The 13,329-nt window shown below is 69.8% G+C and carries 16 protein-coding genes and 1 pseudogene; 14 read left to right on the top strand and 3 right to left on the bottom strand.

Annotation, left to right across the window (positions count from 1 at the left end; genetic code table 11):
• Positions 1 to 36: 36 nt before the first annotated feature.
• From RPIT_RS08005 to xerD, 3 genes are read left to right on the top strand one after another with little or no spacing between them, the layout of a single operon-like run.
• Positions 37 to 1,680, top strand: coding sequence for a CTP synthase (locus RPIT_RS08005; RefSeq protein ID WP_077342159.1), 1,644 nt, complete (start codon positions 37 to 39; stop codon positions 1,678 to 1,680).
• The gene (locus RPIT_RS08000; RefSeq protein WP_077342158.1) at positions 1,667 to 2,287 is read left to right on the top strand and encodes an NUDIX domain-containing protein; all 621 of its coding nucleotides are present in this window, start codon (positions 1,667 to 1,669) and stop codon (positions 2,285 to 2,287) included. The genes RPIT_RS08005 and RPIT_RS08000 overlap by 14 nt, the downstream gene beginning before the upstream one ends.
• Positions 2,284 to 3,192 carry a site-specific tyrosine recombinase XerD gene (gene xerD, locus RPIT_RS07995; RefSeq protein ID WP_218121652.1) on the top strand — a complete coding sequence of 303 codons (909 nt, stop codon included), beginning with the start codon at positions 2,284 to 2,286 and terminating at the stop codon, positions 3,190 to 3,192. The genes RPIT_RS08000 and xerD overlap by 4 nt, the downstream gene beginning before the upstream one ends.
• Before the next feature lie 525 nt (positions 3,193 to 3,717).
• On the opposite strand, the gene RPIT_RS07990 is transcribed toward xerD, so the two are convergent.
• Complete coding sequence (locus tag RPIT_RS07990) at positions 3,718 to 4,170, bottom strand: acyl-CoA thioesterase (RefSeq protein WP_077342156.1); 453 nt, start codon at positions 4,168 to 4,170, stop codon at positions 3,718 to 3,720.
• 39 nt (positions 4,171 to 4,209) lie between these two features.
• Positions 4,210 to 4,449: a hypothetical protein gene (locus RPIT_RS07985; protein WP_218121651.1), complete on the bottom strand. Its 240-nt coding sequence runs from the start codon at positions 4,447 to 4,449 to the stop codon at positions 4,210 to 4,212.
• An 11-nt stretch (positions 4,450 to 4,460) separates the two neighbouring features.
• Between RPIT_RS07985 and RPIT_RS15695 the strand changes: the two are divergent.
• The 7 genes and pseudogenes from RPIT_RS15695 to RPIT_RS07955 all read left to right on the top strand — a co-directional run.
• Positions 4,461 to 4,637 (top strand): annotated as a pseudogene (locus RPIT_RS15695) (cyclase family protein); the annotation flags it as partial.
• Positions 4,638 to 5,192: 555 nt separating this feature from the next.
• Positions 5,193 to 6,098 (top strand): ParA family protein, encoded by a 906-nt coding sequence (locus RPIT_RS15690; protein ID WP_169835161.1) that lies wholly within the window; start codon positions 5,193 to 5,195, stop codon positions 6,096 to 6,098.
• Positions 6,095 to 6,457, top strand: a complete 363-nt coding sequence (locus RPIT_RS07975) for a hypothetical protein (protein ID WP_077342152.1) — start codon at positions 6,095 to 6,097, stop codon at positions 6,455 to 6,457. Before RPIT_RS15690 ends, RPIT_RS07975 begins: the two co-directional genes overlap by 4 nt.
• The gene (locus tag RPIT_RS07970; RefSeq protein WP_077342150.1) at positions 6,454 to 7,281 is read left to right on the top strand and encodes a segregation and condensation protein A; all 828 of its coding nucleotides are present in this window, start codon (positions 6,454 to 6,456) and stop codon (positions 7,279 to 7,281) included. The genes RPIT_RS07975 and RPIT_RS07970 overlap by 4 nt, the downstream gene beginning before the upstream one ends.
• The gene (scpB, locus tag RPIT_RS07965) at positions 7,278 to 7,874 is read left to right on the top strand and encodes an SMC-Scp complex subunit ScpB (protein ID WP_077342148.1); all 597 of its coding nucleotides are present in this window, start codon (positions 7,278 to 7,280) and stop codon (positions 7,872 to 7,874) included. The genes RPIT_RS07970 and scpB overlap by 4 nt, the downstream gene beginning before the upstream one ends.
• The gene (locus RPIT_RS07960; RefSeq protein WP_077342146.1) at positions 7,867 to 8,607 is read left to right on the top strand and encodes a pseudouridine synthase; all 741 of its coding nucleotides are present in this window, start codon (positions 7,867 to 7,869) and stop codon (positions 8,605 to 8,607) included. The genes scpB and RPIT_RS07960 overlap by 8 nt, the downstream gene beginning before the upstream one ends.
• Positions 8,608 to 8,639: 32 nt before the next feature.
• On the top strand, positions 8,640 to 9,695 hold the full coding sequence (locus tag RPIT_RS07955) for an FKBP-type peptidyl-prolyl cis-trans isomerase (protein WP_162274519.1): 1,056 nt from the start codon (positions 8,640 to 8,642) through the stop codon (positions 9,693 to 9,695).
• Between the two features lie 255 nt (positions 9,696 to 9,950).
• Here RPIT_RS07955 and gluQRS read toward each other — a convergent pair whose 3' ends face one another.
• Positions 9,951 to 10,862 carry a tRNA glutamyl-Q(34) synthetase GluQRS gene (gene gluQRS / locus RPIT_RS07950; protein WP_077342142.1) on the bottom strand — a complete coding sequence of 304 codons (912 nt, stop codon included), beginning with the start codon at positions 10,860 to 10,862 and terminating at the stop codon, positions 9,951 to 9,953.
• 41 nt (positions 10,863 to 10,903) lie between these two features.
• Here gluQRS and RPIT_RS07945 point away from each other — a divergent pair, with 41 nt between their 5' ends.
• The 4 genes from RPIT_RS07945 to RPIT_RS16020 are packed head-to-tail and all read left to right on the top strand — an operon-like array spanning position 10,904 to position 13,329.
• Positions 10,904 to 11,839, top strand: coding sequence for a helix-turn-helix transcriptional regulator (locus tag RPIT_RS07945; protein WP_077342140.1), 936 nt, complete (start codon positions 10,904 to 10,906; stop codon positions 11,837 to 11,839).
• A complete protein-coding gene (locus RPIT_RS07940; RefSeq protein ID WP_077342138.1) occupies positions 11,836 to 12,774 on the top strand; it encodes a helix-turn-helix transcriptional regulator in 939 nt (312 codons plus the stop codon). Before RPIT_RS07945 ends, RPIT_RS07940 begins: the two co-directional genes overlap by 4 nt.
• Positions 12,775 to 12,784: 10 nt before the next feature.
• Positions 12,785 to 12,970: a hypothetical protein gene (locus RPIT_RS15000; protein ID WP_143028297.1), complete on the top strand. Its 186-nt coding sequence runs from the start codon at positions 12,785 to 12,787 to the stop codon at positions 12,968 to 12,970.
• 53 nt (positions 12,971 to 13,023) lie between these two features.
• Positions 13,024 to 13,329, top strand: a complete 306-nt coding sequence (locus RPIT_RS16020) for a Sec-independent protein translocase subunit TatA/TatB (RefSeq protein ID WP_077342136.1) — start codon at positions 13,024 to 13,026, stop codon at positions 13,327 to 13,329.

Here is a 13,329-nt window from a genome sequence, read left to right as displayed (position 1 = left end):
CGAACGAGGCCGCGTTGCGCCGTAGTCTGGAGATCCGTGAGCAACCAGACAACCAGGCACATTTTTGTCACCGGCGGCGTCGTGTCGTCGCTCGGCAAGGGACTGACGGCCTCCAGCCTCGGCAACCTCCTCGTCGCGCGCGGACTGCGGGTGACCATGCAGAAGTTGGATCCCTATCTCAATGTGGATCCCGGCACGATGAATCCGTTCCAGCACGGTGAGGTGTTCGTCACCGAGGACGGCGCGGAGACCGATCTCGATATCGGCCACTACGAACGCTTCCTCGACGTCGACCTCAACGCCGCCGCCAACGTCACCACCGGGCAGGTGTACTCGTCGGTCATCGCGCGCGAGCGGCGGGGCGACTACCTCGGCGACACGGTGCAGGTGATCCCACACATCACCGGCGAGATCCGCGACCGGATGATGGCGGTCGGCGACGGCGTCGACGTCGTGATCCACGAGATCGGCGGCACCGTCGGCGACATCGAATCGCTGCCGTTCCTCGAGGCCGCGCGCCAGGTCCGCCACGAGATCGGACGCGACAACGCGTTCTTCCTGCACGTTTCGCTGGTTCCCTATCTCGGTCCGTCCGGGGAGCTGAAGACCAAGCCCACCCAGCACTCCGTGGCGGCGTTGCGGCAGGTGGGCATCCAACCCGACGCGATCGTGTGCCGCGCCAGCCGGGACATTCCCGAGCCGCTGAAGCGCAAGATCGCCCTCATGTGCGACGTCGACGACGAGGCCGTGATCTCCTGCCCGGACGCGGCGAGCATCTACGCGATCCCGCGGGTGCTGCACTCCGAGGGGCTCGACGCCTACCTCATCCGCAGGCTGGGACTCAGCTTCCGCGACGTCGACTGGACCAGCTGGTCTGAGGTGCTGGAACGCGTCGAGCGGCCCGAGCAGGAGGTGACGGTGGCGCTCGTCGGCAAGTACGTCGACCTGCCTGATGCCTATCTGTCGGTCACCGAGGCCCTCCGGGCCGGCGGGTTCGCCCACCGGGCGAAGGTTTCGCTCCGATGGGTGGCGTCGGACGGCTGCGAGGAGCCGGAGGAGGCGGCGGCGCTGCTGGGCGACGTGGACGCCGTCTGCGTTCCCGGAGGCTTCGGGGTGCGAGGCATCGAGGGCAAGCTGGGTGCGCTCCGGTACGCACGTGAGCACGGCATCCCGACGCTGGGGCTCTGCCTGGGGCTGCAGTGCATGGTGATCGAGGCCGCCCGCAACCTGGCCGGACTCGAGGGCGCCTCCTCAACCGAGTTCGATGCCGCCACCCCACACCCCGTCGTCGCCACGATGGCCGAACAGGCATCGATCGTCGACGGTGGGGGAGACCTCGGTGGGTCGATGCGGCTCGGCTCCTATCCGGCACGGCTGAGGGAGGGCTCCATCGTGAGAAGCCTCTATGCGTCCTCGTCCGTGTCGGAGCGACACCGGCACCGCTACGAGGTGTCCAGTGCCTACCGGGAGCGGCTCGAGGACGCCGGGCTGGTCATCTCCGGCACCTCGCCGGACGGGGCGCTGGTCGAGTTCGTCGAGCTCCCGGCCGCCGTCCACCCCTACTATGTGGGTACGCAGGCGCACCCCGAGCTGAAGTCGCGGCCCACCCGGCCGCACCCGCTGTTCGCCGGACTGATCGGGGCAGCCGTCGAACGGAAGGAGCGCGATGAGGGGCGATGAACTGATGAGCTGGCCCGTCCGATCGCGGACGGTGCTGGGGGAAGGACGCATCTCCGCCTTCGTCGACGAGGAGGTGGAGACTCCGTCGGGGGAGGTGATGACCCGGCAGTACCTCACGCACCCAGGGGCAGTTGCCGTCGTCGCCTGGCGTGAGGACACCGACGAGGTTGCCGTGCTGCGGCAGTACCGCCACCCCGTCCGGATGGAACTCGTCGAACTCCCGGCTGGCCTGCTCGACAACGACGGGGAGGACTGGTGCCTGGCCGCGCAGCGGGAACTCGCCGAGGAGGTGGAGCTGATGGCGGAGCGCTGGGACGTGCTCGTCGACACCTGCACCACCCCGGGCGCCTGCGAGGAGTCGCTGCGGATCTACCTGGCCCGGGACATCGCTCCCGCGGCGCGTCCCGAAGGCTTCGTGCTGGAGGACGAGGAGGCGCACATGTCGTGGTCCTGGGTGCCGCGCGCCCAGCTCGTCGACGCCGTGCTCGACGGCGCGGTGCAGAACCCGAGCCTCGTGTCGGGCATCCTCGCCCTGGAGGTGGCGCGCGTCCACGGCCGGCTCGACAGTCTGCGCCCGGCGACGGCCGATTGGCCGATCCGCCGGTGATCGATGACGCGGTCGGAGACTACCTCAACCACATCAGGGCCGAGCGCGGCCTGGCGGCCAACACTGTCGCCGCCTACCGCAGGGACCTCGCCCGCTACGTCGCGTTTCTCCGCGCCAGGGGTGTGGAGGAGGTGGGGGAGGTCACCGCCGTCGAGGTGAGCGAGTTCGTGCGAGAGCTGTCGGTCGCCCAGGCGCGCTCGTCGGTGGCGCGGCAGGTCGTGAGCGTGCGCAACTTCCACCAGTTCGCGGCGGAGGAAGGCCTCGCTCCCGGCAACCCTGCGGCCGAGGTGTCGCCGCCGAAGCAGGAGCAGCGGCTGCCGAAGGCGCTGACCGTCGACGAGGTGACCCGCATCATGGAGGCCCCGGACCGCACCGACGTCGTCGGCCTGCGCGACGCCGCGCTCCTCGAACTGCTCTACGGGACCGGCGCCCGCGTGTCGGAGGTGTGCGGGCTGGACGTCGACGACGTCACCACGGCCCTGGCTGAGCCGGACGCCGGGCTGCGGCTGCTGGGCAAGGGAGGCAAGGAGCGCGCCGTGCCGCTCGGGTCGTACGCCGCCGACGCCCTGGAGGCCTACCTGGTGCGCTCCCGGCCAGTGCTGGCAGCGTCCGCCTCCAAGCATGACCCCGGGCTGCTCCTCAACCAGCGCGGCCGGCGGTTGTCGCGTCAGTCCGCGTGGGCGGTCATCCAGCGCGCTGCGGCAGACGCTGGTGTGGACCGGGAGGTGTCGCCCCATTCCCTGCGCCACTCGTTCGCCACCCATCTCCTCGACGGGGGCGCCGATCTCCGCGTGGTGCAGGAACTGCTCGGCCATGCGTCGGTGGCCACCACGCAGATCTACACGCTGGTGACCATCGACCACCTGCGCGAGGTGCACGCCGCCGCGCACCCGCGCGCCCGCTAGGAACGCTTCCCTCACCGGGAAGTCAGCCCCGAGCCGCCGCGCACGTAAGAGGCTCGCGGCTTGTTCGCAGTGCCCGGGAACGCCCCCGACGCCAGTGGTTTCACCGAAACGCCAACGGTTTCGCAGGAACGCCAACGGGGCGACCCGTACGCCAACGCAGCGACCGCAACGCCAACGGTTTCGCGGGAACGCCAACGGCCACAACCACACGCCCCCCGAAACCATGGACGCCCCCGAAATATCAGGGGCATCGATGGGTTTCGTCGGCGAGTACCAATCTTCGTTGGCGTTTCAGTCTCTTCGTTGGCGTTGCGGCACCCCAGCCCCCTCACCTGGGAGCCAGCCTTCCTTTGCCCAAGGTGCCGGAATGGAGGGGAGGCTGAGTAGGGAGCGGGGGAAGGCGTCACGTCACGAGAGGTGCCATTCAGGGACACGTACGATAACTGTGGTCGCGCGTGTCACCAACCGGATCCCTTCAGAGTGGGTGAAGAGGAGCCCCACTTCCAGGTGAGGGAGACGGTGGGGTCAGTCGGAGGTGGCGGTGCCGAGGAGCGCCTGGCGGAGGTCGTCGGGCCAGGGGATGGCGGTCTCGGTGCCCTGGGCGACGTGGACCGTGACGAACCGTCCCGACGCGGCACGGCGGCGCGGGCGGTCTCCCTGCTCCTCTCCCCACAGCTCGAACCAGAACGACAGCGACGAGTTGCCGACCTTCGTGAGGCCCACCTTGGTGGTGGTGTTCTGGCCGAAGTACAGCTTGTTCTCGTAGTCGACGGTCTGGTGGACGCGGGGCGCGCCGTTGAAGTACGACTCCAGGTAACCCAGCTCGCGGAAGAGCTGGGCCTCGCACGACTCGACGAACCGCCACACCACCGAGTTGTGGTGGTGACCAGACGCGTCGGTGTCGCTCCACTCGATGCGCCTGGTCACCTCAGCGAACGGCAGGCCGCTCTCTGGATCCCGACGGGGAAGCTCTGTCATGGCGTCCATCGTAGATGCGTCGGCAGCTCGACCACTTCCTCACGGAAGGGAGAGACGCGGGCGGATGGCGTCCGTGCGTGCCGTCGGAGGCTTCCGGCGACCGGCGCGGTACTGCATCGGCCACCTCGCGGCGTGGACGTCGTCGCCCCGGTACTCCTGCTCTGCGGCCGCGTGGAGCGTCCAATGCGGGTTGTACAGGTGCGTCCGGCCCACCGCGCAGAGGTCGGCGCGCCCGGCCAACAGGATCGAGTTGACGTCCACCGTTTCTGGCGCAACCAAAGGAGAACCCCATGACGATCCTTCGCCAGCACATCAAGGCGCGGGAAGAGGAGCACGGACCGCTGCCCGAGGGCGGCTGGCTCATCTACCGCACGGGCTGGGCCCGCCACAGCCACAGCCAGGAGGAGATCCTCAACGCTGACGAGAGCGGCGCGCACACCCCGGGCATGACGGTCGAGACCGCCCGCTGGCTTGCGGAGGAAGCTCCGATCATCTGTATCGGCGTCGAGACTGTCGGCACCGACGCCGGCCAGGCGTTCGCGATGGATCCGATGCACCCGTGCCACGCGCTCATGCACGGCGCCGGCAAGTACGGGCTGACCCAGCTCCAGAACGTCGACAAGCTGCCCCCCACGGGGGCGATGATCATCGCCGGCCCGCTGCCGATCGTCGGCGGCTCGGTTTCCCCGTCCGCGTGCTCGCCCTCGTCGAGCGCTGACCCGCGCCCCCCGGCCCGCAGCTTGTCCGCTTCGGGTCGGCTGGGGGAGGAATTTGAGCAAGTGAGATGGGTCAACGCTGCGACACGCCGGTGTAACAGTGTTGCGATTCAGCGACCCATCTCATTTGCTCAACTGCGGTCCGCCAGCCGCGGGCGCACGTTGCGCCGCGGCGAAGGCCGCTTGCTCCTCATCTCGGTGGGGCCCACACAGCTGGCAATCCGGCCCGAACCGGTGGCCGGGGTGGCACGGCATACTAGGGTGGTCCACGACCGAGACGAGGAGGCACTGGTGGCTGAGAATGGCCTGTTCGACGAGCCGGAGTTCGCCGTACCAGACGCTCCGCCGTCGTCGACGCTGGTCGACACGGGCGTGATCGGCCCCACCGGGCGCCCGCTGCCCGAGTTTCCCGAGCCCCAGCCACCCGGCCCCGGTAAGCGCCGCGCGGTCATCGTGTCGATGTGCAACCAGAAGGGCGGCGTCGGGAAGACCACCACGACGATCAACCTCGGCGCCGCGCTCGCCGAAACCGGGCGCAAGGTCCTGCTGGTGGACTTCGACCCGCAGGGATCGCTGTCCGTCGGCCTCGGCGTCAACCCGCACAAGCTCGACCGGTCGATCTACAACCTCCTGTTGAGCAGGGAGTACACGCCGCACGACGTCATCACCGAGTCGACGGTCGACGGCCTCGACATCCTCCCCAGCAACATCGACCTCTCCGCGGCCGAAGTCCAACTCGTCAGCGAGGTGGCGCGTGAGCAGACGTTGCACCGCGTCCTGAGCAAGCTCCGCGGCGACTACGATTTCATCCTCATCGACTGCGCGCCCAGCCTCGGACTCCTGACGATCAACGCCCTGACGGCCAGCGACTACGTCATCATGCCGCTGGAGTGCGAGTTCTTCGCGCTCCGAGGCATCGCGCTGCTCACCGACACGATCTCCAAGGTGCAGGACCGCCTGAACCCGGAGCTGCAGGTGCTGGGCATCCTCGGCACGATGTACGACGCGCGCACCCTCCACGCCCGAGAGGTGCTCGAGCGGGTCGTCCAGGCGTTCGGCGACGACGTCTTCCACACGGTGATCCGCCGCACGATCAAGTTCCCCGAGACGACGGTGGCGGGCGAGCCGATCACCACCTACGCCTCCGCGTCGCCCGGGGCGGACGCCTACCGCCAGCTGGCCCGTGAGGTGCTCCTGCGATGCCAGCAGTGAACAAGCGGGCGACGCTGCCCGGAGCTTCGGAACTCTTCCGTCCCACCAAGGGCGCCCCGGATCCGGTCGCCCCGCAGCCCGCGGAACCGCCACCACCGAAGTCCGAGCCGAAGCGTGCGGAGGCGGAGACCCCGGCGGGCGGGGCCACGGGCCGCGTCAAGCACGATCACAAGATCACCGTGTACTTCAGCGAGGACGAGCTCAACGCCCTCGAGGACGCCAACCTCGAGCTGCGGCGCACCCATGGCATCCGGGTCGACCGGGGCCGCATCGTGCGCATGGCCGTGGCCAGAGCGATCGCCGATCTGGCCGCCAACGGGGCCGACAGTCACCTGGTGAGCGAGCTGCGGCAGCAGTGAGCCGGCCCCGAGCCTCCGATCGGCACGACGGTGTCGCAGGCTTCGAGGTGCACCTCAGCAACTTCGAGGGGCCCTTCGACCTGCTGCTGCAGCTGATCTCGAAGCGCGAGCTCGACGTCACGGAAGTGGCGCTCAGCCAGGTGACCGACGAGTTCATCGCGTTCGTCCGGCTCGGCGGTGAGATCTGGGATCTGGAGAAGACCAGCGCGTTCCTCGTCGTCGCCGCCACGCTGCTGGACCTCAAAGCGGCGCGTCTTCTGCCCGGTGGCGAGGTGACCGACCCGGAGGACATCGCGGCGCTGGAGGCCCGGGACCTCCTCTTCGCGCGGCTGCTCCAGTACCGCGCTTTCAAGAAGCTCGCTGAGTGGATCGCCGAGACCATGCAGGCCGCGGACACCACCCACTGGCGGCCGGGCGGGCTGGAGGAGCAGTTCCGATCGGTCATGCCCGAGGTGGAGCTGCCGATCACGCCGGATGATCTCGCCCGGCTCGCCGCCGGCGCGATGACCCCGCGCCCCGCGCCCGTCGTCGACCTCGGCCACCTGCACGGCGGCGCCGTCAGCCTCACCGAACAGGTCAACCTCATCGCCGACCGCCTGCGCCGCGACGGCTCGGTCACGTTCCGCTCACTCATCGCCGGGGCCGACCGGATGACCGTGGTGGTGCGGTTCCTGGCGATCCTCGAACTGTTCCGCGCGTCCCAGGTCGGCCTCGACCAGATGGCGCCGCTCGCGGAGCTGACGGTCCGCTGGACGGCCGGCGACGACGCAGCCGTCGAGGTCACCGACGACTACGGTCCCCAAGCAGAGTTGGAGCAAGCATGAGTCTCACCGCCGCCCTGGAGGCGATGCTGTTGATGGCCACCGATCCGGTACCGACGGACGAGCTGGCGGCCGCCCTGTCGGCACCCTCGGCGGAGGTCGAGGCCGAGCTCGAGGCGATCGCGGGATTCTACGACGAGCACGAGCGCGGGCTCCGGCTGCGGCGGATCGCGGGGGGCTGGCGCTTCGCCACCGACCCGTCGGTGGCCGACGTCATCGAGGGCTGGCTGGTCTCGGATCAGCGGGCCCGGCTCACCCAGGCCGCTCTCGAGACCCTCGCCGTGGTGGCGTACCTGCAGCCCGTCTCCCGGGGGCGGATCGCCGCAGTGCGGGGCGTCAACGTCGACGGCGTGGTTAAAACACTGCTGGTGCGCGGGCTCATCCAGGAGGCGGGCGAGGACCCTGTCACCGGGGCCATGACGTTCGGCACGACGGCGCTGTTCCTGCAGAAACTCGGGCTCAACTCACTGCGCGAGCTGCCCGATCTGGCCCCGCTCCTGCCTGACGCCGTAGCCTTGGAAGCCGAGCTGGGCCAGCTCGCGGCGGAATCCACCGCCGCAGCCGCGGAGGCCCAGCCGAAGGAGAACGATGACTGAGGAACCCACCGAGGGCGTCCGGCTGCAGAAGGTGCTGGCCGCGGCCGGCATCGCGTCGCGCCGCGCCAGCGAGATGCTGATCGACGAGGGCAGGGTCGAGGTCAACGGCAAGGTGGTCACCGAGCAGGGTCGGCGAGTCAACCCGGAGACCGACCACATCCGCGTCGACGGTGCCCGCATCCCGCCGCCGAGGCGGCACCAGTACCTCGTCCTCAACAAGCCGCGCGGCGTCGTCTCCACGATGGACGACCCCGAAGGCCGACCCACGCTGACGGACTACCTGCCGCGGACGAAGGAACGGCTGTTCCACGTCGGGCGGCTCGACACCGACACCGAAGGCCTCATCGTGCTCACCAACGATGGGGAGTTCGCCAACAGACTCTCGCATCCGCGTTACGAGGTGCCGAAGACCTACCACGTGCAGGCCGCCGGGGCGATGGACAACAAGACGATCCGGCGCCTGGAGAAGGGCGTCACGCTCGAGGACGGCAAGGTCCAGCCCGACAACGTCAAGCTCGTGTCCCGCGCCCAGGACCGCACCCTGCTGGCCGTCACGCTCCATGAGGGGCGCAACCGGGTGGTTCGGCGCATGTTCGACGCCGTCGGGCATCCGGTGGATCGGCTCTCCCGCACTATGATCGGCCCCATTCGGCTCGGCAACCTGCCGGTGGGGGAGACGAGGGAGCTCACGCGCGACGAGCTGGGAGCGCTCCTCGACCTTGTCGGCATGTGAGGGCCGTTGGCCAGGTGGGCTACCATGCACGAGTGACTTTTTCCCTGAGCCGTGTTGCCCTGGCCACCGCTGCCGCCGCCCTCATCACCCTGACCGCCTGCGGCGGAGGCGATAACGAGGCGACGCCGGAGACCACCACGCCCACCGCGACCGCGAGCGCGAGCGTGAGCGGCAGCCCGAGTGCGAGCGCCAGCCCCAGCGAAAGCGTCAGCCCGAGCGCCGAGGCGAGCCCGACCGTCAGCGTGACGCCGTCGGACGACCTCAGCGCCATCGAGGTGAGCGAGGGTGACGTGCCGGAGATCACCGTCCCGGCGCCCTGGGCCATCAGCGAGACCACCACCGAGGTGCTGACGCCCGGCACCTCCGAGCAGACGCTCACCGACACCTCCACGGTCACGATCAACTACCTCGGCGTCAACGGGCGCACTGGCGAGGTGTTCGACGGCTCCTACGAGGGCGGCCAGCCCGCCGTCTTCCCGCTCGATCAGGTGATCCCCGGGTTCCAGAAGGGCCTGAGCGGACAGCAGGTCGGCTCCCGCGTGCTCATCGGCATGCCCGCCGAGGACGGCTACCCCGACGGCACCGGTGACGGTCGGATCGAGCCCGGCGACTCGCTGCTCTTCGTCGTCGACATCATCTCGGCGAACTTCGAAGAGGCCACGGGCGAGGAAGTGCCGCCGGTTGAGGGCCTCCCGACCGTGACCATGGCCGACGACGGCCCGAGCATCCAGATCCCGGCCGGCGTCGCCGCGCCCACCGAGCTTCAGGCGCAGCCCCTCATCAAGGGCACCGGCGCCGCGGTCACCGCCGAATCGACCATCCAGGTGCGCTACCGCAGCTGGGTCTACGATGGCGGCGAGCTCCTCGAGGACGCCTGGCGTCCCCAGGCGGGCCAGCTGAGCCAGCTCATCCAGGGGTGGCAGCAGGGCCTGGTCGGCCAGACCGCCGGCTCCCGCGTACTGCTCGTCGTCCCGCCGGCGCTGGCCTTCCCCGACGGTCGCCCCGAGGCGACCCCCGCGCTCGAGGCGGGCCAGACCCTGGTCTACGTCATCGACCTCCTGGACGTCCAGAACCCCCCGGCCTCCTGACCCGTTCCCGTCGCCAACAGGCGAGGGGAGAGCCGTCTACGTCGCCCTGAGTAGGGAGCGAGGGACGAGCTCCCGTATCGAAGGGCTTGTCGTGAGGCTGCGCCGACTTGGGTTGGGCGGTCATGTCGGGGGCCCTTCGATACACGGCCGTTCGTTCCTCACGGCCGTTACTCAGGGCGACGTTGGGGGTGCCGTTCCTACATGAAGGCCGTTACTCAGGGCGACGTTGGGGGTGCCGTTCCTACATGAAGGCCGTTACTCAGGGCGACGTGGGGACGTGAGAGTGCCGTCGGTCCACGTCGCTGAGGCGTAGAAGCGTCCGTCGCCGGGCATGGCGGCGAGCGCCTCATAGGTTGTCCGGCACGGGCCCAGGCCCAGCGATTCCGAGAGGGTCGCGAGCACGTCGCCCGGCGAAAGGTCAGGCAGGTCGCGGAGCGTGACGGCGCCGTCGCGCTTGGCCAGCCGTCGGCCGTCCGGGCCCAGCACCAGTCCGACATGCGCGTACCGCGCCCGCGACCCCCCGAGCTGGGCCGTCAACCATGCCTGCCGGGGCGCCGAGCTCAAGAGGTCATCGCCGCGCGTGATGTGGGTCACCCCCATGTCGATGTCATCGACGACGACCGCGAGGTTGTAGGCGAACTCCCCGTCGCCGCGCACGAGCACGAAGTCGTCGACGACGCCCTCCACCCGGCCGGCCGTCGCGTCCTCGACGGCGAACGTGGCGCCACCCGCGTGCACCCGGATCGCTGGGCGGCGACTCCCGCGCAGCTCGGAGCGTTGCCGATCCGACAGGCGCCGGCAGGTGCCAGGGTAGGCGCGGTAGCCGTCGTGGGGGGCCGACGAGGCCTCGGCGATCTCGCGACGGGTGCAGAAACACTCATAGGTGTCCAGACGCGCCACCGCGTCGGCGTAGAGCTCGAGGCGCTCTGACTGGCGGGCGACGGGCCCATCCCAGTGCAGCCCGAGCGAGGACAGGTCGTCGAGCTGGCGTCGCTCGGCGTCGCCCGCTGCCCGGACGCGGGCGCGGTCGAGGTCTTCGACCCGCATCAGCCATTCGCCACCGGCGTGCCGGGCCAGCAGCCAACCCGCCAGGGCGGTGCGCAGGTTGCCGAGGTGCAGGTCCGAGGTGGGGCTCGGGGCGTACCGGTCGACATGCATGGCAGCCATGCTGCCAGGCGATACGCTGGGCAGCGCTAAGGAGGTGGGTGATGTCGGCCAGAAAGTCGGAGCGGTTGGTCAACCTGCTCATCGCCCTGCTCAGCACGCGCCGCTACCTCACCAGGCAGGAGCTCCGCGAGCTCGTCGAGGGGTACCGGATGGCGCCGTCGGACGCCGCCTTCGAGCGCCAGTTCGAGCGCGACAAGGAGGAGCTCCGCGCGTCCGGCATCGTCATCGAAACCGGCTCGAACGATCCCGACTCCGACGAGGACGACGGCTACCGGGTCAACCGCTCCGAGTTCGAGCTGCCGCCGATCGAGTTCACCACCGCCGAGCTGGGCGCGCTCGGTTTGGCGGGCCAGGCCTGGCAGTCATCGGTGGCCGCCGAACACACCGCCCAGGCGTTCGAGGCGCTGCGCGCCGCCGGTGCCAGCCCCGACCCGGCGCTCATCCCGTCGGTCAGGCCCCAGGTCGAGGTGCGCGAGCCCGACTTCGACGTCGTGTACGAGGCGGTGCTCAACCGCACCCAGATCCAGTTCGGCTACGCCGGCCAGAGGCGGCGACTCCAACCCTGGACGATGGTGCAGCGTCGCGGACGTTGGTACGTCATCGGCTTCGACGTCGACCGAGGTGAGGACCGACGATTCAAGCTCGCCCGGTTCACCGCCCCCGCCGAGACCATCGGGAGGGCCGGCGCCTACTCGATCCCGCCGGAAGCCAAGAGCCTCACGGTCACCCGCGACGAGCCCACCCACGCGGTGGTCACCGTGGCGCTGCACGACGACGTTGCGGCGGAGTGGCGACAGGCCACGCCGGTCGCCTGGCCTCACTCCCTCCCGGACCAGTTCCGTGCCTACGAGGTGCCCGCGCTCAGCCTCGAGGCCGCGATCGACGAGGTGGCGGGAGCGGGACCCGACGCGATCCTGCTGGCGCCCAGCGAAGCGCGCGATGTGCTCATCGAACGGTTGCGGAGGGCCGCCCAGTGAGATCGAAGGAGCAGCTCGCCCGGCTGTTGAGGATGGTGCCGTACCTGTCGGCCAACCAGGGCGTGACGACGGCGAAGGTGGCGGAGGTCTTCGGCACCACCCCGCGCCAGGTGATCCGCGACCTCGAAGTCCTGCAGTTCTGCGGTCTCCCCGGAGGCATGTACGACGACCTCTTCGACGTCGACATCGAGGGAGTCCGCGAGGACGGCCACATCTTCTTCCGCAACGCGGACGTGCTGTCCCGGCCGCTGCGGCTGCGACCCGCGGAAGCGGCAAGCCTCATCACCGCGCTCCAGCTCGTGGCCGACATCGCCGGCGAGACCGACGCCGCGTCGTCTGCCCTTGCCAAGCTCACCGACGCGTTCGGGGACGAGGGCACCCGGCTCAGCGTCACCGTCGCCGCCACGGACCCGCAGCAACGCGCCGCGCTGACCGCGGCCATCAACGCGCACTCCGCCGTTGAGCTGACGTACCGCACGCCCGGCCGGCCCGGCACGAGCCAGGCGATCGTCGAACCCGCCCGGCTGCGCCTCGTGGATGGCTTCACCTACCTCGACGCGTGGAGCCGACCGCGCGACGCCTGGCGCTCGTACCGGTTGGACCGCATCGAAAGCGTCGAGGTGGTGGACGATCGGGTCTCGGAGAGGGGCGAACCGCCGTCGGCCTGGTTCGGCGAATCGGAGGCGCGCCTCACCCTCACCGTCAAACCAGCCGCCCGATGGATCGCGGAGTATTACCCGACGCTCGCGGTCGAGGACGTGGAGGAGGGCCTCCGCGTGACGTTCCCGCTCGCGTCCCAGGCGTGGGCGGCAGGCCTCGTGCTGAGACTGGGCGACGACGTGGTCGAGGTGGGCGATCCGGAGATCGCCGCCGTGGTGCGGAGGCGCGCAGCCGCGGCGCTCGCCCTGTACGAACCCTCCAACGGCGTGGGGTAACCTAGCCGACGTGATATGGGTTGCAGTGGTCGGTGGTCTCGCGCTCGCGGGGCTGGTCGCTCTGGTCGTCTACGGCCTGCAGATCGCCCACAAGGTCACGGATCTCAGGCACGAGATCAACGTGGTGGCCGGGCGGGGCCAGGAGATTGCCCATCTCGTGGGGCAGGTCCAACTGCCCGCGCACCTGCGCGACTAAACTAGGAATCTGCCAGCGGCACCATGCCGCTGCCAACGAAAGGTACGAACCCGATGCCAACTCTGTTGTTCGCAGGCGGCTGGGAATGGGTCATCATTCTCGTCGTTGCGCTGCTGCTCTTCGGCGGCTCGCGTCTGGCCGGTCTCGGTAAGGGCGTCGGCCGCTCGATCCGCGAGTTCAAGGAAGAAGTCAAGCACCCCATCGACGGCTCCAAGCCCGCCGACGAGGTTGTCGACGCCGAGATCGTCCAGCCGGAGATCCGCCAGCGCCCCGTCGAGCGCCCCGTGGATCCCGAGTACGACCGTCCCGCTGAGCGCCCCGCCCAGCAGCCGCACACTGAGCGTCACCCCGAGGCCTGA

The sequence above is a fragment of the Tessaracoccus flavus genome (genome assembly GCF_001997295.1).
GTDB lineage: Bacteria > Actinomycetota > Actinomycetes > Propionibacteriales > Propionibacteriaceae > Arachnia > Arachnia flava.
The sequence above is the reverse complement of the archived record's forward strand: the minus strand, read 5'-3'. Positions and strand labels throughout refer to the sequence as shown.

Excerpts from the sequence above, each read along its gene's own strand:
- RPIT_RS08000 (WP_077342158.1), top strand. The coding sequence starts at position 1,667 with ATGAGGGGCGATGAACTGATGAGCTGGCCCGTCCGATCGCGGACGGTG.
- RPIT_RS07990 (WP_077342156.1), bottom strand. The coding sequence starts at position 4,170 with ATGACAGAGCTTCCCCGTCGGGATCCAGAGAGCGGCCTGCCGTTCGCT.
- scpB (WP_077342148.1), top strand. The coding sequence starts at position 7,278 with ATGAGTCTCACCGCCGCCCTGGAGGCGATGCTGTTGATGGCCACCGAT.
- RPIT_RS07960 (WP_077342146.1), top strand. The coding sequence starts at position 7,867 with ATGACTGAGGAACCCACCGAGGGCGTCCGGCTGCAGAAGGTGCTGGCC.
- gluQRS (WP_077342142.1), bottom strand. The coding sequence starts at position 10,862 with ATGGCTGCCATGCATGTCGACCGGTACGCCCCGAGCCCCACCTCGGAC.
- RPIT_RS07945 (WP_077342140.1), top strand. The coding sequence starts at position 10,904 with ATGTCGGCCAGAAAGTCGGAGCGGTTGGTCAACCTGCTCATCGCCCTG.
- RPIT_RS16020 (WP_077342136.1), top strand. The coding sequence starts at position 13,024 with ATGCCAACTCTGTTGTTCGCAGGCGGCTGGGAATGGGTCATCATTCTC.